At 66.2% G+C, this 21,899-nt stretch carries 23 protein-coding genes and 1 tRNA gene; 9 read left to right on the top strand and 15 right to left on the bottom strand.

Annotation, left to right across the window (positions count from 1 at the left end; all coding sequences use genetic code 11):
• Positions 1 to 6: 6 nt before the first annotated feature.
• Complete coding sequence (locus tag ACLIJ1_RS09275) at positions 7 to 807, bottom strand: CsgG/HfaB family protein (protein WP_411365226.1); 801 nt, start codon at positions 805 to 807, stop codon at positions 7 to 9.
• Between the two features lie 78 nt (positions 808 to 885).
• On the opposite strand from ACLIJ1_RS09275, the gene ACLIJ1_RS09270 reads away from it, so the two are divergent.
• Positions 886 to 1,647 (top strand): pseudouridine synthase, encoded by a 762-nt coding sequence (locus ACLIJ1_RS09270; protein WP_411365225.1) that lies wholly within the window; start codon positions 886 to 888, stop codon positions 1,645 to 1,647.
• A gap of 64 nt (positions 1,648 to 1,711) precedes the next feature.
• A complete protein-coding gene (locus ACLIJ1_RS09265; protein ID WP_411365224.1) occupies positions 1,712 to 2,275 on the top strand; it encodes a cytochrome b in 564 nt (187 codons plus the stop codon).
• Between the two features lie 27 nt (positions 2,276 to 2,302).
• On the opposite strand, the gene ACLIJ1_RS09260 is transcribed toward ACLIJ1_RS09265, so the two are convergent.
• The 3 genes from ACLIJ1_RS09260 to ACLIJ1_RS09250 form a co-directional block, all read right to left on the bottom strand.
• Complete coding sequence (locus ACLIJ1_RS09260) at positions 2,303 to 2,893, bottom strand: DUF3501 family protein (RefSeq protein ID WP_411365223.1); 591 nt, start codon at positions 2,891 to 2,893, stop codon at positions 2,303 to 2,305.
• Between the two features lie 11 nt (positions 2,894 to 2,904).
• On the bottom strand, positions 2,905 to 4,254 hold the full coding sequence (locus tag ACLIJ1_RS09255; protein WP_411365222.1) for a (Fe-S)-binding protein: 1,350 nt from the start codon (positions 4,252 to 4,254) through the stop codon (positions 2,905 to 2,907).
• A gap of 127 nt (positions 4,255 to 4,381) precedes the next feature.
• The gene (locus ACLIJ1_RS09250; RefSeq protein WP_411365221.1) at positions 4,382 to 4,804 is read right to left on the bottom strand and encodes a rubrerythrin family protein; all 423 of its coding nucleotides are present in this window, start codon (positions 4,802 to 4,804) and stop codon (positions 4,382 to 4,384) included.
• A gap of 286 nt (positions 4,805 to 5,090) precedes the next feature.
• Here ACLIJ1_RS09250 and ACLIJ1_RS09245 point away from each other — a divergent pair, with 286 nt between their 5' ends.
• The 4 genes from ACLIJ1_RS09245 (at position 5,091) to ACLIJ1_RS09230 (ending at position 10,944) form a co-directional block, all read left to right on the top strand.
• Positions 5,091 to 5,699: a VOC family protein gene (locus ACLIJ1_RS09245; RefSeq protein WP_411365220.1), complete on the top strand. Its 609-nt coding sequence runs from the start codon at positions 5,091 to 5,093 to the stop codon at positions 5,697 to 5,699.
• Positions 5,700 to 6,038: 339 nt separating this feature from the next.
• On the top strand, positions 6,039 to 7,757 hold the full coding sequence (locus ACLIJ1_RS09240; RefSeq protein ID WP_411365219.1) for an FAD-dependent monooxygenase: 1,719 nt from the start codon (positions 6,039 to 6,041) through the stop codon (positions 7,755 to 7,757).
• 18 nt (positions 7,758 to 7,775) lie between these two features.
• Positions 7,776 to 7,979 carry a DUF2783 domain-containing protein gene (locus tag ACLIJ1_RS09235; protein ID WP_411365218.1) on the top strand — a complete coding sequence of 68 codons (204 nt, stop codon included), beginning with the start codon at positions 7,776 to 7,778 and terminating at the stop codon, positions 7,977 to 7,979.
• 70 nt (positions 7,980 to 8,049) lie between these two features.
• Complete coding sequence (locus tag ACLIJ1_RS09230; protein WP_411365217.1) at positions 8,050 to 10,944, top strand: valine--tRNA ligase; 2,895 nt, start codon at positions 8,050 to 8,052, stop codon at positions 10,942 to 10,944.
• On the opposite strand, the gene ACLIJ1_RS09225 is transcribed toward ACLIJ1_RS09230, so the two are convergent.
• From ACLIJ1_RS09225 to cysM, 4 genes are all read right to left on the bottom strand, one after another.
• The gene (locus ACLIJ1_RS09225) at positions 10,945 to 11,997 is read right to left on the bottom strand and encodes an NAD(P)-dependent oxidoreductase (protein ID WP_411365216.1); all 1,053 of its coding nucleotides are present in this window, start codon (positions 11,995 to 11,997) and stop codon (positions 10,945 to 10,947) included. It lies immediately after the preceding gene.
• 52 nt (positions 11,998 to 12,049) lie between these two features.
• On the bottom strand, positions 12,050 to 12,277 hold the full coding sequence (locus ACLIJ1_RS09220) for a sulfurtransferase TusA family protein (RefSeq protein ID WP_411365215.1): 228 nt from the start codon (positions 12,275 to 12,277) through the stop codon (positions 12,050 to 12,052).
• Positions 12,278 to 12,356: 79 nt separating this feature from the next.
• Positions 12,357 to 12,884: an NUDIX domain-containing protein gene (locus ACLIJ1_RS09215; RefSeq protein WP_411365214.1), complete on the bottom strand. Its 528-nt coding sequence runs from the start codon at positions 12,882 to 12,884 to the stop codon at positions 12,357 to 12,359.
• A gap of 14 nt (positions 12,885 to 12,898) precedes the next feature.
• The gene (cysM, locus tag ACLIJ1_RS09210; protein WP_411365213.1) at positions 12,899 to 13,801 is read right to left on the bottom strand and encodes a cysteine synthase CysM; all 903 of its coding nucleotides are present in this window, start codon (positions 13,799 to 13,801) and stop codon (positions 12,899 to 12,901) included.
• A gap of 42 nt (positions 13,802 to 13,843) precedes the next feature.
• Between cysM and ACLIJ1_RS09205 the strand changes: the two genes are divergently transcribed.
• Positions 13,844 to 13,930 (top strand) — tRNA-Leu (locus ACLIJ1_RS09205).
• A gap of 5 nt (positions 13,931 to 13,935) precedes the next feature.
• Here ACLIJ1_RS09205 and ACLIJ1_RS09200 read toward each other — a convergent pair.
• Positions 13,936 to 14,679, bottom strand: coding sequence for a hypothetical protein (locus ACLIJ1_RS09200; RefSeq protein WP_411365212.1), 744 nt, complete (start codon positions 14,677 to 14,679; stop codon positions 13,936 to 13,938).
• A gap of 48 nt (positions 14,680 to 14,727) precedes the next feature.
• Here ACLIJ1_RS09200 and ACLIJ1_RS09195 point away from each other — a divergent pair, with 48 nt between their 5' ends.
• Positions 14,728 to 15,735: a calcium/sodium antiporter gene (locus ACLIJ1_RS09195; RefSeq protein WP_411365211.1), complete on the top strand. Its 1,008-nt coding sequence runs from the start codon at positions 14,728 to 14,730 to the stop codon at positions 15,733 to 15,735.
• On the opposite strand, the gene ACLIJ1_RS09190 is transcribed toward ACLIJ1_RS09195, so the two are convergent.
• Positions 15,721 to 16,665: an SDR family oxidoreductase gene (locus ACLIJ1_RS09190; RefSeq protein WP_411365210.1), complete on the bottom strand. Its 945-nt coding sequence runs from the start codon at positions 16,663 to 16,665 to the stop codon at positions 15,721 to 15,723. The two genes, ACLIJ1_RS09195 and ACLIJ1_RS09190, sit on opposite strands and share 15 nt — an antisense overlap.
• Before the next feature lie 96 nt (positions 16,666 to 16,761).
• Between ACLIJ1_RS09190 and ACLIJ1_RS09185 the strand changes: the two genes are divergently transcribed.
• On the top strand, positions 16,762 to 17,790 hold the full coding sequence (locus ACLIJ1_RS09185) for a CDP-6-deoxy-delta-3,4-glucoseen reductase (RefSeq protein WP_411365209.1): 1,029 nt from the start codon (positions 16,762 to 16,764) through the stop codon (positions 17,788 to 17,790).
• A gap of 13 nt (positions 17,791 to 17,803) precedes the next feature.
• Here ACLIJ1_RS09185 and ACLIJ1_RS09180 read toward each other — a convergent pair whose 3' ends face one another.
• Genes ACLIJ1_RS09180 through ACLIJ1_RS09160 form a run of 5 tightly spaced genes read right to left on the bottom strand, consistent with a single transcriptional unit; the run spans position 17,804 to position 21,879 of the window.
• Positions 17,804 to 18,406, bottom strand: coding sequence for an SCO family protein (locus tag ACLIJ1_RS09180; protein ID WP_411365208.1), 603 nt, complete (start codon positions 18,404 to 18,406; stop codon positions 17,804 to 17,806).
• A 2-nt stretch (positions 18,407 to 18,408) separates the two neighbouring features.
• Positions 18,409 to 19,314 (bottom strand): heme o synthase, encoded by a 906-nt coding sequence (cyoE, locus tag ACLIJ1_RS09175; protein ID WP_411365207.1) that lies wholly within the window; start codon positions 19,312 to 19,314, stop codon positions 18,409 to 18,411.
• Positions 19,311 to 20,465, bottom strand: coding sequence for a COX15/CtaA family protein (locus tag ACLIJ1_RS09170; RefSeq protein WP_411365206.1), 1,155 nt, complete (start codon positions 20,463 to 20,465; stop codon positions 19,311 to 19,313). Before ACLIJ1_RS09170 ends, cyoE begins: the two co-directional genes overlap by 4 nt.
• 9 nt (positions 20,466 to 20,474) lie before the next feature.
• Positions 20,475 to 21,161, bottom strand: coding sequence for an SCO family protein (locus ACLIJ1_RS09165; protein WP_411365205.1), 687 nt, complete (start codon positions 21,159 to 21,161; stop codon positions 20,475 to 20,477).
• Entirely contained in the window at positions 21,142 to 21,879 is a 738-nt protein-coding gene (locus tag ACLIJ1_RS09160; RefSeq protein ID WP_411365204.1) for an SURF1 family protein, read from the bottom strand. Before ACLIJ1_RS09160 ends, ACLIJ1_RS09165 begins: the two co-directional genes overlap by 20 nt.
• Positions 21,880 to 21,899 lie beyond the last annotated feature (20 nt).

The following is a 21,899-nucleotide window of genomic DNA, read 5'->3' as shown; positions in this document are numbered from 1 at the left end:
GGCGGGTCAGCCGGCCTTCTTCTTGGTGGGCACCGGCTCGGGCAGCGGCTTTTCGACCAGGCGCTGCACCTCGTCGACCAGGTGGTTGTGCGCGTCAAGGAAGGCGGCCGAGATCACCTTGGCCTCGTTGGTGTTGCTCCAGCCCATGCCACCCGCGCCGCCGGCCTTGCCGATCGCCAGGCCACCGATGCCCAGATCGGTGCTGCGCGCGGCGCCGGTCGCGGCCGAGAGCTGTTCGGTGGTTTCGTTGTCGGTCAGCAGCAGCACCACCTGCGCTTCCTTGAGCTTGACGTTTTCCGCCGCGCCCGCGATCACGTTCAGCCCAGGGATCTGCGCCAGGATGCCGCCGATCTGCCGCCCCGCGTCCTGTTCGGAGAAGGTGAGGCTGGGCACCAATGTGTATTGGGCGACGATGCCGCGGCCCTTCTTCACCGTGGTGTCGTCCTGGCGCAGGATGCCGGCTTCCTTGAGGTCCTGTTCCTTGACCGTGGCGTTCAGGCCCGACTGCCGGTCGACGATGCGGAAGCACCCGCTCTGCTGCATCAGCACCCGCACCAGCGGCAGCGGCGAATCGGGCAGGCCGTTGCGGCCGATGCCGACGTAACCATTGGGGTTCTCCATCAGCGAGACCACCGCGACCGGCGCCGTGCAGGTGCGCAGTTCCTTGGCGGCGTTGTGCGCACCGTCCGGCCCGGCCGAGCCCTGGACGATGGAGCCGCCCTGCCCCAGCTCCACGCCCTGCTTGCCACAGGCGGCCAGGAACAGCGAAACGGTGAGCGCAGCGAGAGGCAGGAGACGTCGGACCATGGGAGATTTTCGGAAGATGGGGGCAAAAACTGAGTGTACCCGCGGCCTCCGGCCCGGGTTGGCGGGGACAATCGACCGATGCTGCGCATCCTCCACCGCGATCAACACCTGATCGCGATCGACAAACCGCCCGGCCTGCTGGTGCACCGCACCGGGCTGGACGCCGGCGAGACGCGTTTTGCGGTGCAGCTGCTGCGCGACCAGATCGGCCAGCCGGTCTGGCCGGTGCACCGGCTCGACAAGGGCACCAGCGGCGTGCTGCTGTTCGCCTTGGATGCCGCCACGGCCAGCCTGCTCGGCCGCGCCTTCGAGTCCGGCCAGGGCCTGCAGAAGACCTACCACGCCATCGTGCGCGGCTGGCCGGCCAACCACGGACTGATCGACCACCCGCTCAGGCGCATGCCCGACGACATGCGAAGCGAACGCGAAGAGGTGCAGGAGGCGCGGACGCGCTTTGCGACGCTGGAGCGCTACGAACTGCCGGTCCCACAGGGCAGCTTCCCGACCACGCGCTGCGCCCTGGTCGAGCTGCAGCCCCTGACCGGCCGCCGCCACCAGCTGCGGCGGCACATGAAACACATCGCCCATCCGATCATCGGTGACGCGACGCACGGCAAGGGACCGCTGAACCGGGCGGTGGCGGCTCTGCTGGGCCCCACCCGCTTGTGGCTGCACGCCAGCGACTTGCAGCTGCAGCACCCTGTTGGCGCTGCAACGCTTCATGTCCATGCAACACAGGCGTCGGAGTGGTCCTGCTGGAAGACATGGGTCATTGACGCAGCTCAAAGCGCCCGAATGACCGTACATGGCCGCACTGACAGACCATCCATATTGGATTAAGACGGGAGCTGCTACAGAGCGGAAAGCCCATCCCGGGCGATCCCACTTCACCAGGACTCCGACCATGAATGCTTCGATTCACCCCGTCCCTGTCATCCCCCCGACATGGCGCTACAGCCCGCCGGCCATCCTCATCCACTGGGTCCAGGCGCTGCTGCTCGCGGTGCTCGCCGGCCTGGGCTGGTTCATGATGTCCATTGAAGACGAACCCGGTAGCGACTGGTATTTCGGCATGCACAAATCGCTGGGCCTGCTCTTCATCGGGCTGGTCGTGATCCGCCTGCTCTGGCGCATGACACAGCTGGCGTCGCCGACCGACGACGGTTTCCCCGCCTGGCAAAACCTGCTGTCCAAAGGTACCCAGGTGCTGATGTACCTGCTGATGTTCCTGATGCCCCTCTCCGGAATGGCGGGCGCCGCGTTCAGTGAAGAAGGCATTGCGTTCTTCGGGATCGCGCTGCCGCGATGGGTGGCAGAAAACCACGACACCGCGGAACAGTTCTTTGACCTTCACGGCGCCATCGTGTGGGCCCTGATCGCCCTGATCGCCCTGCACGTCGCTGGCGCACTCAAGCACCGCTTCATTGACCGAGACAACGTGTTCCAGCGCATGTGGTTCAAGGGCTGAGCGACTGAACCGCGAACTGGCAGCGCGTCAGGTCAGATCGCCGGCCAGACTCGCCAGCGTCTCCAGCGGAATCTGCACATGCGCCGGATAGTGCGTGTGGTCGCAGCCGAGCTTGGCTGCCGCTCCGGCCTTGAGCGCGGCGCGCATGGCCGGCGTGAACTCGAAGCGCACGAAGTGCACCGCGCTGGTTTTCTCGTCGTTCTCGCGGTCGAGGTCTTCGTCGGCGATGGCGTAAACCCGCTGGTAGCCCTCGACCTCGACGAACATGCGGTCTTCGACACCGATCAGGCGCGCTAGCTCGCGCTTGCGTTCGTGGACGTCGATGTACTCGATCATCATCGTGGCCTTCCAGTTCGTGCCGTCAGGAACGAGCGGCGCGTAGGCTTCGATCTCCTGCTGGATGCCCTCTTCCTCGAAGATTTTCTCGATGCGCAGCATCTCCTGGATCTGGTATCGGATCGTGGTCTCGCTCTCGAACTGGATGTTCAGGTGTTCACCGAGCTGCACGCTGCGCAGCTTGCGGTGCGCGATGACCTCGGGCTTGTGGAGCTTGCGCCACTTGCTATAGGCCTCCAGGCTCATGAGGCTCTCGGGGGTGATGTGTCCGGTGAGTTGCATGGTGTTCTCGATCACTTGAGGCCGTAGGCTTTGCGGACCAGGGTCAAGGGGTGGTTGAGTTCCGGCGCCCCGAGACCGTTGACCTCGAAGCCCTGCGCGATGTGGTGGCCGCCCAGCGGGCAGTCGGAGCTGATGAAGTCGGGCTTCGCGCCGTCTTTCATGGTCGCCATCGCCTTGAACACCGGCTTGCCGATTTTCATCGCCTGCTGGTGCGTGCCTTTCTTGACGCCGAAAGTGCCGGCGTGGCCCGAGCAGCGTTCGATGGTGTTGACTGTCGTGCCCGGCACTATCTTGAGCATCTCTTCGGTCTTCTTGCCGATGTTCTGCACCCGGCCGTGGCAGGGGATCTGGTAGCTGATGTTGCCCAGCGCCTGCGGAAACTCGGTCTTGAGCAGGCCGTCGCGCTTACGCGCCATCAGGTACTCGAACGGGTCCCACATGTGTTCCTTGACGAGCTGCGTGTCGGCGTCATCGGGGAACATGAGCGGGATTTCCTGCTTGAACATCAGCGCGCAGCTGGGCACGGCGGCGAGGATCGCGAAGCCGTCGCGCGCGTACTTCGCCAGCACCGGGACGTTGGCCTCCTTGGCGGCCGCCACCGCGTCCAGATCGCCGAGCTCCAGCTTGGGCATGCCGCAACACTGTTCCTTTTCGACGATGGTGTACGGGATACCGTTGTGGTCGAGGATCTTCAGCAGGTCCAGACCGATGCCGGGCTCGTTGTAGTTGATGTAGCAGGTCGAGAAGATCGCGACCTTGCCGGGCGTCTTCTCGCCGTCGACCACCGTGGACGCGGTCGACTGCGGCGCAGACCAGCGAAAGCGCTTGGTCGCCAGCTCGGGCAACCAGGCATCCTTGTCCACACCCATCACGCTTTCCATCACGCCGCGCGCGAACTTCGTCTTGTTCACCGCGTTGACCGCCTGGACCACGATGGGGATGCCGGCGAAGCTGCCGTGCAGGTCGGTCGAGGCCAGCAACCTCTCGCTGGTCTTGACTTCACCCTTCTTGAACTTGATCGCCTTGGCCCGCAGCATGGTGTGCGGGAAATCGAGATTCCACTCGTGCGGCGGCGTGTACGGGCACTTGGTCATGTAGCAGAGGTCGCACATGTAGCACTGGTCGACCACCTTCCAGTAGTCGGCCTTGGCCACGCCGTCGACCTCCAGCGACTCGCTGCTGTCCACCAGATCGAACAGCGTCGGGAACGAACCGCAGAGACTCACGCAGCGGCGGCAACCGTGGCAGATGTCGAAGATCCGCTCCAGCTCGACGAAGCACTTCTCTTCGTCGTAGAAGTCCGGGCTTTTCCAGTCCAGCGGATGGCGCGTCGGCGCCTGCAGATTGCCTTCGGTAGCCATGACATGTCTCCAGGTCGGATCACGAACGAGGGGAAGCTGTCCAGGGACACCGCGGACCCGGCTCTGCCGGTCCGCAGGTGTCGTCCCCCTTCCAGGGGGAAGCCGCGTCAGCGGCGCAGGGGGTTTCTCAATCCTGCAATTCGTTAAGAGCTTTCTGGTACCGGTTGGCGTGCGAACGCTCCGCCTTGGCCAGGGTCTCAAACCAGTCGGCGATTTCGTCGAAGCCTTCGTCGCGCGCAGTCTTGGCCATGCCCGGGTACATGTCGGTGTATTCATGCGTTTCACCAGCCACAGCCGAGGCCAGGTTCTGGCGGGTGCTGCCGATCGGCAGGCCGGTCGCCGGGTCGCCCGACTGCTCCAGGAACTCCAGGTGCCCGTGCGCGTGGCCAGTCTCGCCTTCTGCCGTGGAGCGGAACAGGGCCGCCACGTCGTTCTGGCCCTCCACGTCGGCCTTGTTTGCGAAATACAGGTAGCGGCGGTTGGCCTGCGATTCGCCGGCAAAGGCGTCCTTCAGGCACTGCTCGGTCTTCGAGCCCTTCAATGCGGCCATGGGGTATCTCCTTGTTTCGTGGGTGGATGGATCAAGCGCCCAGCCCTGCCACCGTGCGGTGATGTGAAGGCTGCGACACGGCGGACCGTACGCCGCTGCCCAGTCTTCGTCAAATTGCCTGAGGCTATGCGCCGCATTGCCGAGGGCTATCAAGAGGGACGCGTTGACAACGGTTCGCATCGCGGCGCGCGAGCCCCTGGAAAACCCTCACACCGACCCGGTCCGGAATGCCCGATAACATTTCGATTCGGTAAATGCATTACGCATTGAACAACAGGAGACTGCCATGAACACCCCCGCCACCCTGCCGCCCCCGGCCCCGGTGCAACAGCTGCACCACTACGCCTACCGGGCGCGCGACGCCGAAGAGACGCGGCATTTCTACGAGGACATCCTGGGCCTGCCGCTGTACCACATCATCCAGAGCGACTACGTGCCCAGCACGGGCGAGTACTGCCCGTACACGCACTTCTTCTTCCGCCTGCAGGACGGCTCGTTCATCGCTTTCTTCGACCTGGGCGACGATGTGGCGGCCGAACCGTCGCCGAACACGCCGAAGTGGGTAAACCACATCAGTTTCCGGGTGAACACGGTGCAGGAGCTGGAGAACACGAAGGCGCGGCTGCAAGCGCACGGGATCGAAGTGCTGGGTGTCACCGATCACCACATCTTCAAGAGCATCTATTTCTTCGATCCGAACGGCATCCGCCTGGAGCTGACGGCCCAATTGGCGGACGAGTTCCAGATGCTGCAGGAGAGCAAGACGGCGCATGTGCGGCTGGCGGAGTGGAATGTGCGCAAGGAGCAGTGGCGGCGTGAACGTGCTTCGGGTCAGGCCGCGGCGCCGTTGAAGCCGCAGGCCAATGACCGGCCGGAGTTTGTCCCGCCCGCCTGAGTGCTGCGGGCTCTGCTTTGGCGTTGGCGTGGGTCCGTGTGGCGAGGACTGGGGTGACCGGCTCCGCTCGTGTCCCCCGCCAGCGGCTGCGCCGCTGGCTCCTCCTTTACCTCGCTGCGCCAGTCACCCCAGCCCTCACCACACTCGTTGGCGCGCCAACATCGAGCACCAGCAATGCCGAAGGCCGGAAGTGCCGGGTGTACTGTGAAGCGAAGTAAAGGAGGAGGCCCGGCACAGCCGGGCCGGGGGACATGAGCGGAACAGTGCACCCGGCACTTCCGAGCCCGCGAGGTCGATGAGAGAAACACAGAATTCAGAACGAGCACCAGGAGACAACCGATGAACCAGACGCGCTATCAAGAAGCCGCCCACACCAACAGCTACGAGTTCACCCAGGGCAGCGGCTACATCCTGCCCGAGTACCCCTTCGTCCCCCCACCCGAACTTGGCGAAACACAAACACGAAGACACCCCATCGTCATCGTCGGCGGCGGCATCACCGGCCTCACCCTCGCCTGCTCCCTCGCCAACCTCGGCGTCCCCGCCATCCTGCTCGACGAAGACAACACCGTCGGCGTCAAGGGGGCCTCCTCGCGCGGCATCTGCTACACCCAGAAATCGCTCGAAATCTTCCAGCGCCTCGGCATCTACGACCGCATCGCCGCCAAAGGCATCCGCTGGAGCGTCGGCCGGACCTTCGCCGGCGACGACGAGGTCTACAGCTTCGACCTGCGACAACAGGGCAACTTCAACCTCTCGCAGCAACCGCCCTTCATCAACATCCAGCAGTTCTACATCGAGGGCTTCCTCGTCCAACGCATCACCGAACTCGGCCACGTTGACCTGCGCTGGCAGAACCGGCTGGTCGCCTTCGAACAGAACGCCGGCTTCGCCACCCTCACCATCGAGACGCCCGCCGGCCGGTACCGCATCGAGGCCGACCATGTCATCGACGCCAGCGGTTCGCACAGCCCGCTGCGCCAGTGGCTGAAGGTGCCGTTCACCAGCAAGCGCGGCGACGACCGCTGGTGCATCGCCGACGTTCGCTTCGCCAAACGTCCGCCCGTCGAGCGACACACCTGGGTCGAGGCGCCGTTCAACGAACACCGCGCGGTCTGGCAGCACCTGATGGCCGACGAGGTCTGGCGCATCGACTACCAGATGGCCCCCGACAGCGACCCGGCCATGGTCAGCCGCGAGGACGTGGTGCGCGAGCGCCTGACGCGCCAGTTCGGCCCCGACACCGAGGTGGAGATCGTCTGGGTCGGGCCGTATGCCTACCGCAGCGAGTGCGTGCACCGCATGCGCGAGGGTCGCGTGTTCTTCATGGGCGATTCGGCCAAGGTGGTCAGCCCGTTTGGCGCGCGCGGCGGCAACACCGGCGTGGCAGACGCAGACAACCTGGCCTGGAAGCTGGCCGCCGTGCAACGCGGCCGTGCCCACCCTGCCCTTCTGGAGAGCTACGACGACGAGCGGCTGGAGGCGGCGCAGCAGAACGTGCTGGTGACCAACCGCACCGCGCGCTTCCTGCGGCCGGCCGACGGGGTCGAGAGGCTGTTCCGCCATGCCGCCATCGGCCTGGCGAAGAAGCATGCGTTCGCGCGCACGCTGATGAACACCGGCCGCATGGCGGTCGCCAACCCTTACAGCCGCTCGCGCGCCTGCACCTATGCCGAAGGCAGCGCCGCCGGCCAGTCGGTGCAGAACGTCGCCCTGCGCTGGGCCGACGCTTCGCCAGGTTGTGTGAACGATGTGTTGAACTGGGCCGGCGGCGAGCTGTTGCTCCTGGCTTTCGGACCGCTGAGCCCTGCCGACCTCGGTCGCGTGAAGACGCTGACCGGCGGCGCGCCGCTGCGCGCGGTGCAGGTTCCGATCGGTCGCGACCGCGCCCAGGCGATCGAGCACGTGCGCGACCCCGAAGGCCATCTGCGCGCCGCCTGCCAGCTGTCCGGCCCCGGCTGGGCCCTGGTCCGGCCCGACGGCTACCTGGCCGCCACCGGCTCCCGCATCGACGGCCGGCTGGTCGCCGCCCTCGAACGCACGCTCGGCCTGCGCTGAACCTACCCGGAGAAACGCATGAACACCAACCCGAACTTCCAGGACGCCGACGGCTTCTACGAGCGCCTGCTCGACGCCCACCAAAGCCTTTCTCGCGAACAGTCCGAACTGCTCAACGCCCGTCTGATCCTGCTGCTGGCCAACCAGATCGGCGACGCCCAGGTGCTGGGCGACTGCATCGCTGCTGCCCGCGAAACCGTCGACACACAGGCCCTCGAATAAAATCGGGGACTTCCCGAGCACTCCCTGACGGCGCCCTGCGGGGCGCCGTTGCACTTTTTGCGCCCCCACCATGTCCGACACCCTGCAGCAACCCGGTCTGAACAGCCTGTCCAAGTCCTTCGAGCCGGCCGCGCTCGAAGCCCACTGGGGCCCCGAATGGGAGAAGCGCGGCTACGGCGTCGCCGGCTTCCGCGGCACCTCGGCACCGAGCGCCGAAGCCGCTGCGCAGAGCAAAAACTTCGCCATCCAGCTGCCGCCGCCCAACGTGACCGGCACGCTGCACATGGGACACGCGTTCAACCAGACCATCATGGACTCGCTGACGCGATACCACCGCATGAGCGGCTTCAACACCGCCTGGATCCCCGGCACCGACCACGCCGGCATCGCCACGCAGATCGTGGTCGAACGCCAGTTGCAGGAGCAGAAGCTCAGCCGCCACGACCTGGGCCGCAAGAACTTCGTCGCCAAGGTCTGGGAGTGGAAGGAGCAGTCGGGCAACACCATCACCACCCAGATGCGCCGCATGGGCGACAGCGTGGACTGGACGCGCGAGTACTTCACCATGGACGAGAAGCTCTCGACGGTGGTGACCGAGACCTTCGTTCAGCTCTATCAGCAGGGTCTGATCTACCGCGGCAAGCGCCTGGTGAACTGGGACCCGGTGCTGATGTCGGCCGTGTCCGACCTCGAAGTGGAGAGCGAAGAGGAAGACGGCTCGCTCTGGCACATCGCCTACCCGCTGGTCAACGGCTCGGGTCACCTGACCGTGGCGACCACCCGCCCCGAGACCCTGCTGGGCGACGTGGCCGTGATGGTGCACCCCGAAGACGAGCGCTACAGCGCCCTGATCGGGCAATACGTGAAGCTGCCGCTGTGCGACCGCGAGATCCCGGTGATCGCCGACGAGTACGTGGACCGCGCATTCGGCACCGGTGTGGTGAAGGTCACGCCCGCGCACGACGCGAACGACTACGCGGTCGGCCAGCGCCACCAGTTGCCCATCATCGGCGTGCTGCACCTCAACGCCACCATCAACGACAACGCGCCCGAGAAGTACCGCGGTCTGGACCGCTTCGTCGCGCGCAAGGCCGTGGTGGCCGACCTCGAAGCCGCCGGCCTGCTGGTCGAGGTCAAGAAGCACAAGCTGATGGTGCCGCGCTGTGCGCGCACCGGCCAGGTGGTCGAGCCCATGCTGACCGACCAGTGGTTCGTGGCGATGACCAGCAAGGGCAATCAGCACAACACCAGCGGCACCTCGATCGCCGACAAGGCGATTGCCGCCGTGCAGACGGGCCAGGTGAAGTTCGTGCCCGAGAACTGGGTCAACACCTACAACCAGTGGATGAACAACATCCAGGACTGGTGCATCAGCCGCCAGCTCTGGTGGGGCCACCAGATCCCCGCCTGGTACGACGAGCAGGGCCAGGTCTACGTGGCGCGCAACGAAGCCGAGGCGCAGGCCCAGGCCGGCGCCGGCAAGACGCTCACGCGCGACCCCGACGTGCTCGACACCTGGTACTCCTCGGCCCTCGTGCCCTTCAGCACCATGGGCTGGCCGAACCAGACCGACGCCGCGACCGACGACTACAGCCTCTACCTGCCCAGCAGCGTGCTGGTCACCGGCTACGACATCATCTTCTTCTGGGTCGCCCGGATGATCATGATGACCACGCACTTCACCGGTCGCGTGCCGTTCAAGGACGTCTACATCCACGGCTTGGTGCGCGACGCGCAGGGCCAGAAGATGAGCAAGTCCGAGGGCAACGTGCTCGACCCGGTGGACCTGATCGATGGCATCTCGCTGACGCCGCTGCTGGAGAAGCGCACCACCGGTCTGCGCAAGCCCGAGACCGCGCCCAAGGTGCGCAAGCAGACCGAGAAAGAATTCCCCGAAGGCATCCCGCCGTACGGCGCCGACGCGCTGCGTTTCACCTTCGCGGCGCTGGCCTCGCTGGGCCGCAGCATCAACTTCGACAGCAAGCGCTGCGAGGGCTACCGCAACTTCTGCAACAAGCTCTGGAACGCGACCAAGTTCGTGCTGATGAACTGCGAAGGCCAGGACTGCGGCCTGATGGAGCACACCAAGGCCGACTGCTCGGTCGGCGGCAAGGCGCATGGCTACATGAGCTTCAGCCAGGCCGATCGCTGGATCGTCTCCAAGCTGCAGCGCGTTGAAGCGGAAGTGGCGCACGGCTTTGCCGAGTACCGGCTGGACAACGTGGCCAACACGGTCTACGACTTCGTCTGGAACGAGTTCTGCGACTGGTACCTGGAAATCGCCAAGGTGCAGATCAACACCGGCAACGAAGCGCAGCAGCGCGCCACCCGCCGCACCCTGATCCGCACGCTGGAGACCATCCTGCGCCTGGCGCACCCGATCATCCCGTTCATCACCGAAGAGCTGTGGCAGAAGGTCGCGCCCGTCGCTGGCCGCGGTGGCGAATCGGTCAGCGTGGCTGCCTACCCGGTCAGCCAGCCCGAGCGCATCGACGAGACCGCCGAGGCGCAAGTCGCCAGGCTCAAGGGCCTGGTCGACGCCTGCCGCACGCTGCGCGGCGAACTCAATGTCTCGCCCAGCACGCGCCTGCCGCTCTATGTGGTCGGCGATACCGCCTTCATGCGCGAGAACGCCGCCGTGCTGCAGGGCCTGGCCAAGCTCAGCGAAGTGAAGGTGTTCGAGGACGAAGCTGCCTGGGCCACAGCCGCGCAGGCTGCGCCGGTGGCGGTGGTCGGCGAAGCGCGCCTGTGCCTGTTCATGGAGATCGACGTCGCCGCCGAGAAAGCCCGCCTGTCCAAGGAAGCCACGCGTCTCGAAGGCGAGATCGCCAAGGCCAACGCCAAGCTGGGCAACGAAGCCTTCGTGGCCAAGGCACCTCCATCGGTGCTGGAACAGGAAAAGAAACGCGTGGCCGACTTCGGTGCCACGCTGGCCAAGGTGCGCGAGCAGCTGGCCCGGCTCTGATCAGCCGCGCGGATCTTCCTTCGGGTCGGTATCGCCCCATTGCGAGGGCGTGTCGACCGCCGGCCACTCCGGATCCTGAACGCTGTCGAGTGCATCGAGCACCGAGAAGTCGCTGACCTGGGCCTGCCCGCGCACCACCGGTGGCGAGAGGGTTTCGTGGATGCGGTGCGCCACGTACCAGCTCGCTCGCAGCTTGGCTTCCCGCGTGTGCGAGCCCAGTCGCGGCGTGAGGTGCAGGTTGGGCATGTTGTGCAGCGGCGTGCCGGGCGCCGCAAACTCCGGCGGCGCGCCATCGATCAGGCAGGCATCGATGCGGCCGTCGGTCATGGCCAGCGCCAGCGCCTCCGGATCGAACAGCGCGCTGCGGCTCACACTCACCCAGAGCTGGCTGGGCTTGCAGTGGTTGAGCAGGCGCTCGTTGATCCAGCCCTTGAACCGGGTGGCATAGACCATCTGCAGCGACACCGCGTCCGAGCGCGCCAGCAGTTCGTTGATCGGGATGTATTCGATGCCCAGCTTGTTCCAGATGGGAGCGGCGTGGTGCACGGCCGGGTCGTAGCCTAGCAGCCGCACCCCCAGCCCCTTGAGCATCGGAGCCAGCGTGTGTGCGACCGGCGCCAGGCCGATCAGGCCCACGGTACTGCCATACAGCTCACGACCCATGCGCACCTGCGCCAGCTTGCGGCCCAGCAGCGCACTGACCATGCCGCGCCGGTACAGCATCAGCAGGCCATAGAGAACATATTCCGCGTTGGAGCGCACCGTGGCGCTGCGCGCCTGGATCACGCGCACGTGCTTCTGCGCGCAGGCCGCGAGATCGGTGTTCTCGCTGGAGATCTGCATCCGCGCGACCACCCGCATCAACGGCGCGAAATCGAGGAACTCCTTGGACACCACCACGTGGGGGGGCAGCACGAGCGCGCGGGTCTTGTAGACCTGCTTGCGCAGTGCCATGGGGTCGTCGGCGAGGTCCGGACGAAACGTGACGTCGTGGCGCTCCTGCAGCCAGCTCAGCGCTTCGGGAACCAGCGGATCAAGGAGCAGGACTTCCATGTTCGGGGTAGCGGCGGCGATTGCGGAGCGCCGCAATCCCGGATGCCGCAGGTCAGCGGCGTTTGAGCACCGTGATGAAGTCGGTGCCCTCGGTTTGTTGTTCCACCAGCTCGTTGCCGGTCTGTTTGGCGAAGGCCTGGAAATCGCGCACGGAGCCGGCGTCGGTGGCAATGACCTTGAGCGTCTGCCCGCTGGTCATGTCCGCCAGTGCCTTCTTGGCCTTGAGAATGGGCAAGGGGCAGTTCAGGCCGCGTGCGTCGAGTTCTTTGGTGACGATCATGAGCGTTCCTCGGAGTGGCGAATTTTAGGTGTGGGTCGCGGAAACCGCGCCATCATGTATCAATTTGTAAACAAATAAGTCACGCGGGCGGGATTTCCATGAACTGAGGTTCTATTCCCTGCCCACGCAACCAGTCGGCCAGCGCCAGCCCCGTCCCGGCCGGCCAGCAACGCACCTGGTGCGGTTCGAGCAGTTTGTACTCGACCAGTTCCGGCGACAGCACGACCGTGCCCTCGGCAATCGCGTGGTAGGTGATGATGACCTGGTTCATCCTCTGAAAATCGTGCACACCCACCAGATTCAGTGCGGTCACGGTAAGCCCGGTTTCTTCCGCGATCTCGCGGCGGATGCCCTCTTCGGGTGTTTCACCAGCCTCCATGAACCCGGTGATGAGCGCAAACATGCGGTGCTGCCAGGCTGCATTGCGCGCCAGCAGCACCTTGCCGCCCACCTGCACGATGGCGGCAAGCACCGGCGTCGGGTTGTTCCAGTGCGTGAAATCACAGGCCGTGCAGCGCAAGCGCTCTTTCGGGCCACCGTCTTCCTGCGCGGTCACCAGCGACAGCGGCGCCGCACAACTGGGGCAGAACCGGTATTCGGCGCTCATGGCTCGGACCGGCCTCAGGCCGGAAATACGCCGGTCGACAGGTAACGGTCGCCCCGGTCGCAGACCACGAAGGCGATGGTGGCGTTCTCCACCTGGGCAGCGATCTGTTGCGCCACCCAGCAGGCACCGGCAGCCGAGATGCCGGCAAAGATGCCTTCTTCTCGCGCCATGCGGCGACACATGTCTTCGGCGTCCGACTGGCTCACCAGCACCAGTTCGTCCACACCGGACGGGTCGTAGATCTTGGGCAGGTATTCCTGCGGCCACTTGCGGATGCCCGGGATGCGCGAGCCATCGGCAGGCTGGGCACCAATGACACGGATGGCCGGGTTCTTTTCTTTCAGGAAGCGCGAAACGCCGGTGATGGTGCCGGTGGTGCCCATGGCGCTGACGAAGTGCGTGATGCGCCCGCTGGTCTGATCCCACAGTTCGGGGCCGGTGGTCTCGTAGTGGATGCGCGGGTTGTCGGCGTTGGCGAACTGGTCGAGCACGCGCCCCTTGCCCTCTTTTTCCAGCTTGTCGGCCAGGTCGCGCGCGTACTCCATGCCACCACTCTTGGGCGTGAGGATCAGCTCGGCACCGAAGGCCTTCATGGTCTGCGCCCGTTCGATCGACAGGTCTTCCGGCATGATCAACACCATGCGGTAACCCTTGATCGCAGCTGCCATGGCCAGCGCGATGCCGGTATTGCCCGAGGTCGCTTCGATCAGCGTGTCTCCGGGTTGGATGTCGCCGCGCTCTTCGGCCCTTTTGATCATCGACAACGCCGGCCGGTCCTTGACGGAACCGGCGGGATTGTTGCCTTCCAGCTTGCCCAGGACCACGTTGCCTCTGGCGCGGTTGGCCTCGGCGCCGATGCGCTGCAGCGCCACCAGCGGTGTGCGGCCGATCGCGTCTTCAATCGTCGGATAGTTCATGGTGCCCACTGTGCCATAATTTCGCGCTCTCCAAGGCACCCTGCCCGGGTGGCGAAATCGGTAGACGCAGGGGATTCAAAATCCCCCGCCAGAGATGGTGTGTCGGTTCGAGTCCGACCCCGGGCACCAGAGATTCAGGGCCGCACGGCATTCGCTGTGCGGCCTTTTTCTTTGGGGTCCTTCGGTGCGGCCCTGGTCTCACCCGTGCGCGCGAGCTCGTCGTCGAGCAGCATCTTGTAGACCCTGGGCAGTTCGCGGCTCATGCTGTTGTTCTCGATGCCATAACCCAGGCTGGTCCAGGTGCCCGAGAGACGCCGCAGCACGGCCTGCACCTGACCACGGCGCAGCTGGTCGGACAGCTTGCCCCAGCGTGGCTCCTGCAGCCAGGCATGCACCACCATGTCCTGGTACTCCGGCGCGAAACTCAGTTCGGTCGCATCCAGCGGATCGTCGCTGCGCCTGGGGTGGTGCCGCGCGGCCAGCTCCAGCCACGTCGCATAGAGCAACTGGTAGCGCCCGGCCGCGGTCGAGCAGTTGCCCCGGTTCGGTCCGTTCCCGATTGATTCGCAGCGGTTGGGGTGGCGGTCGAGCGTGCCGATGTAGTCGCCACCGTAGAGCACGTGATACGGCCGCAGCACATTCGACTCGCTGGCTGAAATGGTGCGCATCAGGGCCCGGATGTACGGGTCGCCCCCCTGCATCACCAGCGGCCGGGTGCCCGGCAACAGCAGCCAGGGCCGCCACAGCCACAACAGGCCGAGCATCACCACCACCGCCACCAGCGTGAGGGCGATGCGCGAGCGCCAGGGCGAAGCCCAGAACCCGGCGGGTTCCGGCAATGCTGGCGGATCGGAAGGAATGGTCGGAGACGCGGTCACGAAGACTTGGACGAAGGCTGGCCCGGCGGTCACCGGGGTGCTGACACAATGGCCATTGTCCAACAAGCCACGCGCTCACGTCCCATGCTCTACGCCATTCCCGCCCTGTTCGCCGGTCTGCTCCTGCTGGTCTGGGGCGGCGAGAGCGCGGTGCAGGGCGGCACCTCACTGGCCGCGCGCAGCGGACTGTCCCCCATGTTGACGGGGCTGCTCGTGCTGGGGTTCGGCTCGGCCGCACCGGAGCTTGCGGTCGCGCTGATCGCCGCGTCGCTGGGTCATCCCGCGCTCGCACTGGGCAGCGCCTGGGGCGCCAACATCGTGGCGATGTCACTGGTGCTGGGCGTCGTGTTGTGGAAGGTGCCCCTGACCGTGCGCTCGCATGGCCTGCGCCGCGAACTGCCGCTGCTGGTCGCGGCCACGGTGCTGACCGCAGCCCTGGTCGGGGATGGCGTGCTCTCGCGGATGGATGCCGGCCTGCTGCTGCTTGGGTTTGTGGCCCTGCTGGTCTGGTCCTGGAGGCTGCAGAAGCGCAGCGGCGACGACGCACTGGCGCTTGAGACCCGGGCCGAGATGGCAAGCCAGCCTGGCTCTTTGATGCGTGCGCTGCTGTCGATACTGGCCGGCACCGCATCCCTGGTGGGCGGTTCCATGCTGCTGGTCTGGGGCGCGGTCGAGACCGCGGTCTGGCTCGGTGTGAGCGATCTGGTCCTGGGGCTGGGCGTCGTGGCGCTGGGCACCACGCTGCCCGAGCTGGCGACCTGCATGGTCGCAGCCCGCAAGGGCGAGCACGAGATCGCGCTGGGGCAGATTCTCGGCGCCGGCCTGTTCAACACGTTGGCTGTGGCGGGCCTTGCAGGCCTGATCGAACCGATGGATCTGCCGGTGCAGGTGCTCTGGCGTGACCTGCTGGTGATGGCTGCGCTGGCGCTGGGACTGTACCGGCTGGCGCGCGACGCCGACAGTCCGGCCCGCCTGGGCCGCAGCGTCGGTCTGGCGCTGGTCGGCGTCTACCTGCTGCACACCGCCGCGCTGCTGCTCACCTCAGGGCCGGGCTGATCCCACAGCCATCGAACGCAGGCCCTCCTCCACGGTCGGGTAGCGCAGCCGCAGGCGCAACTCTTTCTTCATCCGCCAGTTGTGCAGCCGGCGCGATTCGCTCATGAAGCTCAGCAGCATCAAAGGCAGTTGGTCGCCCGCGGACTCGCGCGCGACGCGCGGCGGCCGAGGCAGCTGGTACAGATCGGCCGCGAGGTCGAAGTAGTCGCCCATCTTGAGCTGCGTGTCGTCGACCACGTTGACATTGCGCTGCGGCTGGCCACGCCACAGCGCCAGCACACAGGCGCGCGCCAGGTCGTCGGCGTGGATGTGGTTGGTGTAGACGTCGTCTTCGGCGCGCAGTACTGGTGTGCCGCGCCGAAGCCGGTCCTGCGGCGTGCCACCGGGCCGGTCGGGGGCGTAGATGCCGGGAATGCGCAGCACGGTGGTTCTCACCGCAAAGGCGCGCCCCAGCCCGTGCACCGACGCTTCGGCATCGACGCGGCGCCAGGCCCTGGGCGTCTGCGGACGGCTCGGTGCGCACTCGTCGACCCAGCGCCCTTCGCAGTCTCCATACACGCCGGTGGTGGAACCATAGACCAGCGCGCGCGGCGGCGCGCGGCGGGCCAGCACCCGCACCAGGGCCTGTGTGCGCGCGTCGCGTTTCCAGTCGGCCTGGCCCTCCGACGGAGGCGGAGCCAGGTGCAGCACCCGGGTCGCGAGCCCGGCAAGCCGTTGCAGGCTGGCAGGACGATCAAGGTTGCCAACCAGCGGCGTGATGCCCTGCGCGCGCAACGCGTTCGCGTTTTCGGGCGTGGACGTCAGCGCCAGCAGGCGCGTCCGCACGCCGCTGCCCAACACGCGCGCCGCGCGCTGTCCGACATCACCACAACCGACGATCAGCACACGTTCGCGACGGAAGCGCGCGGGGAGAGCACCAAGAAAAGCCATGAGACTGGAATTTGAGAAAATGCCGGGTTGCCCGCAGACACCGGCGGTGTCCCGTTCAGCGCCCATTCACGCAAACCACTGTAGCCTGATTCCACCATGACCCTCAGCATCACCGTCCAGCCCAGCGGCCGCCAGTTCGGCGCCGAGTCCGGCGAAACCATCCTCGCCGCCGGTATCCGCCAGGGCATCGGCCTGCCCTACGGCTGCAAGGATGGCGCCTGTGGCTCCTGCAAATGCAAGCTGGTCAGCGGCACCGTGACCCACGGCCCGCACCAGGAAAAGGCGCTGAGTGCCGCCGAAGAAGCCGCCGGCTACGTGCTGACCTGCTGTGGCGTGGCGCAGGACGACGTGGTGATCGAATCGCGCCAGGTGACCGAGGCCGGCGCCTTCCCAATCAAGAAGATGCCGGTGCGCGTGCTGTCGATGGAACGCGCCTCGCACGACGTGATCGTGCTCAAGCTGCAACTGCCCGCCGCCGACACCTTCCAGTACCACGCCGGCCAGTACGTCGAGTTCCTGCTGCGCGACGGCGACCGCCGCAGCTACTCGATGGCCAACGCGCCCCACACGCAGGCTGCGAGCCCGGTGGTCGAACTGCACATCCGCCACATGCCCGGCGGCAAGTTCACCGACCACGTGTTCGGCCCCATGAAAGAGAAAGACATCCTGCGCGTCGAGGGCCCCTACGGCGGCTTCTACCTGCGCGAGGACAGCGAAAAGCCCATGGTGCTGCTGGCTTCCGGCACGGGCTTCGCACCGATCAAGGCCATCGTCGAGCACATGCGCCACAAGGACATCACGCGCCCGGCCACGCTGTACTGGGGCGGCCGCCGCCCGGCCGACCTGTACCAGGCCGCCTGGATCGAAGAGCAGCTCGCCGCAATGCCCAACCTGCGCTACGTGCCGGTGATCTCGGACGCCCTGCCTGAAGACGCCTGGACTGGCCGGACCGGCTTCGTGCACAGGGCCGTGGTGGATGACACGCCCGACCTCTCGGGCCACGAGGTCTACGCCTGCGGTGCCCCGATCGTGATCGAGTCTGCCCGCAAGGACTACGCCGCTGCCGGCCTGCCCGACGAAGCGTTTTACGCCGACTCGTTCACCAGCGCGCGCGACAAACTGTGATTTCAGCGTCGTCTCAGGACGACGCGAGCAGTTTCTTCACGTCGTCCGCCAGCGCCTGCGCGCCGCTGCCATAGCGGTGGTACAGGCGCAGCCGGCCCTGCGCATCGTAGACGTAGCTGCCGGCCGAGTGGTCCATGGTGTAGCTGGTCGGGGTCTTGCCTTCGACCTTCTTGTAGTAGATACGAAAGCTCTTGGCAACTTCGGGCAGCTTGTCGGGCGCGGCGTACAGCGCCAGGAAGCTCGGATCGAAACTGCCCATGTAGGCCTTCATGATTTCCGGCGTGTCGCGCTCGGGATCGATGCTGACGAACAGGCCCTGCAACTTGTCGCCGTCCTTGCCCAGCAGCTGCTTGGCCTGCGCCAGTTCGCTCATCGAGGTCGGGCAGACGTCGGGGCACTGGGTGTAGCCGAAGAAGATCACCACCGCCTTTCCCTTGAAGTCGGCCAGCGTGCGCGGCTGGCCGTTGTGGTCGGTGAGCGAGAAGCTGTTGGCGTAGTCGGCACCGGTGATGTCGATGCCGGAGAAACCGCCTGCGCTGCCATCCGCCGGTTTGTCGGAACAGGCGGCCAGCAACGCACTGCACAGGCTCAGGTAGATCAGGTGTCGGCGTTTCATGGTCAGGGAAGGTAATGGTCGATCAGCATGGCCGCAAACAGCAGCGACAGATGCCAGAGCGAAAAACGGAAGGTCTTGCGCGCCAGCGCGTCGGAGTAGTTGCGCCACAGCGCCCAGGCTTGCCAGCAGAAGCCCACGCTCAGCGCCAGCGCGGCGATCAGGTAGAACCAGCCGTTCATGCGCATGATGAAGGGCATCAGGCAGGCGGCCAGCAGCACGAAGGTGTAGAGCAGGATCTGCAGCCGTGTGAATTCCGAGCCGTGCGTGACCGGCAGCATCGGCAGGCCGGACTTGCGGTAGTCCTCGACACGGTAGAGCGCCAGCGCCCAGAAGTGCGGCGGCGTCCAGAGGAAGATGATCAGGAACAGGATCAGCGACTCGGGCGACACCACGCCCGTCATCGCAGCCCATCCGAGCACCGGTGGCATGGCCCCGGAAGCCCCGCCGATCACGATGTTCTGAGGCGTCAGCGGCTTGAGGATCACGGTGTAGACCACCGCGTAGCCGACGAAGGTCGCGAAGGTCAGCCACATCGTCAGCGGGTTGACCCAGAAGTACAGGATGAGCGAGCCCGCGGCGCAGAGCACGGCCGAAAACGTCAGCGTCTGCACATTGCCCAGTTGCCCACGGGCCGTTGGACGCCAGGCGGTGCGGCGCATCTTCGCGTCGATCTGCTGCTCGATCACACAATTGAAGGCCGCTGCCGCACCAGCGACGAGCCAGATGCCCAGACAGGCCAGCGCGGCCGTCTGCACCTGTGCCCAGCTGGGCAGGCCAGGCACTGCCAGCACCATGCCGATCAGCGCACAGAACACGATGAGCTGGATCACCCGCGGCTTGGTCAGCGCGTTGTACTGCCGCCAGACGGAAGGCAACACGGAAACGGTCGGTGCGGACGCAGAGCTCATGAGGTCAGACGGGAAACATTGAATTTGGAAGCGCTGACGGTGTCGTCGGCGGTGCGGGAGCCCAGCAACACGCCGGTGAGCACGAGCACCAGCCCGGCCGCCCCGCCGGTGTGACCCACCGCCGACAAGAGCGGCCAGTCGAGCACGACGTTGCTCATGCCGGTCGCGAACTGCCACCACAGCAGGGCCAGCAGCCAGCGCGCGTGGTGGCGCGTGGCCGGCGCCGACCACAGGCGCCACGACAGCCAGCCCAGCGCCAGCAGCACAACATAGGCGAACAGGCGGTGCACATAGTGGATCGCCGTCAACGCGGAAAAGTCGATCGGCTGCCCTTCAGCGTTCATCCCCAAGGCGCGCCAGATGGTGAAACCTTCGCTGAAGTTCATCGTGGGCCACCAGCCGCCCTGGCAAGTCGGAAAGGTCTCGCAGGCCAGCACCGCGTAGTTCGTGCTGACCCAACCACCCAGCGCAATCTGCATCCACAGCAGCCCATACACCAGCAGCAGCGCGCTGCGCGTGGTCGGGTGCAGCGGCAGGGGCTCGGAAACTGATTCAGGGCGGGTGTCATAGGCCACCACCTGCGCACGCAACAGCGCCAGCAACACCAGTCCGCCCAACAGGTGCAGGGTGACGATGGCGGGGAACAGCTTCATCGTGACCGTCAGCGCGCCGAACGCTCCCTGCAGACAGACCCACAGCAGCGTCAGCCAGGCCCAGGCGGGCGAGACCCGCAGGCGGCGGCGCTCCACCGTGCTGGCTACCGCCAGCACCAGGATCAGCACACCGACCGCGGTCGCGAGATAGCGGTGGACCATCTCGATCCAGGCCTTGGAGTGGGTGACCGGGCCGGTGGGCATGGCCTGTTGCGCGGCCGTGATCGGTGCATGTGCGCCCAACGGGCTGGCACTGCCGTAGCAGCCCGGCCAGTCGGGGCAGCCCAGGCCGGAGTCGGTCAGGCGGGTGAAGGCGCCGAACAGCACCAGGTCGAAGGTGAGGAACAGTGTGAGCAGGGTCAGGGCACGCAGCCGTTGCGCGCCACTGGCCTGACGGTGCCGCAGCCAGATCCACGAGAGCGGCCCGAGTGCAATCACCGCACCCATGAGCATCACGCGCACGACGGGAGAGAGGTTGACCAGAGAGACAGCGTCCATATCCAGCGGTCACCCACCAGCGGCCGGCGCAGGGCGACCACCTTTGTCCCAGAACGCCGAGGCACGCATCAGCCGGTCCAGATCGCGCTTGACCTGCTTGGAATCGGCGTCGGCCGGGAACCGCATCATCCAGTTGCCGATCGGGTCGACCACATACAGGTGGTCTTCCAGGCGATGGCCCGCCGCCGGTGTCAGCCAGGAGGCCAGCGCTGCCGCATCCACACGCAACACGTTCGCCGTGGCGGTGGCCTTCTTCAGGGGTTCCGACAGTTCGCTCGGACCGGTGCGCAGCCAGACCCAGTCCAGGCGGTCCTTGTCCTTGCCCAGGGTTTCGCGCAACTGGTGTTGCAGGTACAGATGCTTCTGGCAGGCATCGTCACAGGCGGAATCGGCCACGCTGATGAACAGCCACTGATCCTTGAGCTGACGCAGGTTCACCGCGCGGCCGGCCACATCGGTGCCGACCAGATCGGGCAGCGGCCTCTGGGGATCGATCAGCTCACCATAGTTGCGCCGCCCTTCGGGCCGGATCACGTAGTAGGTGAAATACGAGGCGACCACCGGTGACGCACACACGAGCAGCAGCAGCAGCATCTTCCAGCGGCCGGCGCGGGTGAGGGCCGCGGGGTCGGCAGCGTCCGCACGGGGCAGGCTGTGCACCGTCAGGGTCAGGGGTTCATCGGGGATCTGGGCCATGGGAGCTGCGTCGGCGACGGGGGGAAATCAATTGGAACCACGCGTACAGGCCCGCACAGAGAGCACTCATCGCAAACCATTGCGCGGCGTAGCCGAGGTGTTTGTGGACATCGGCCTCGAAACGGGGCCACTCCCTGAGCAATCCTTCGGCTGAGGCACCGGTCTGCAGGACCGACACCACCGGCATCGGCACGCCGGTTTCCCGGACCACGGTGTCGATGGTCAGATTCTGCCGGATGCGACCGCTCTCCACCGCGCCGAAGTCGAACAGCCGGCTTGGCGGTGGGGCCAGCCGGCCTTCAATTTCGATTTCGTCCGGTGTGGTGGGCACCTCGGGCACGCGGTTGCGGTCCTGGAAATCGCGCGGCACCCAGCCGCGCTGGACCAGCACGGCCTGCGGCTGGCCACTCAGTTTCAACGGCGTGACCAGGATGAACCCGCTGCGCCCGGCCATCGGACGGTTGTCCAGGAACACGGAGGCCGCAGGCATCCAGCGCCCGCGCAATGCCACCCGGCGTTGCAGCTGGCCGTCATGGTCCTGCGCGGCAAGCAACGCAGGCGCGTCCAGCGGCGGCAGGCTGCTGCGCTGGATGATCTGCGCATCCAGGGTGCGCTTCTGGTCGGCGCGCGAGAGCTGCCACACGCCCATCGACGCCGTCAGTGCCGAAGTGCCGGCGGCGGCGGCGGTCACGAGCCAGAAACGGAGGCGGGGAGTCATGCGGAATACACGGGGGTCAT

The organism is Hydrogenophaga sp. RWCD_12, assembly GCF_046604225.1.
Taxonomy (GTDB): Bacteria; Pseudomonadota; Gammaproteobacteria; order Burkholderiales; family Burkholderiaceae_C; genus Hydrogenophaga.
The sequence above is the reverse complement of the archived record's forward strand: the minus strand, read 5'-3'. Positions and strand labels throughout refer to the sequence as shown.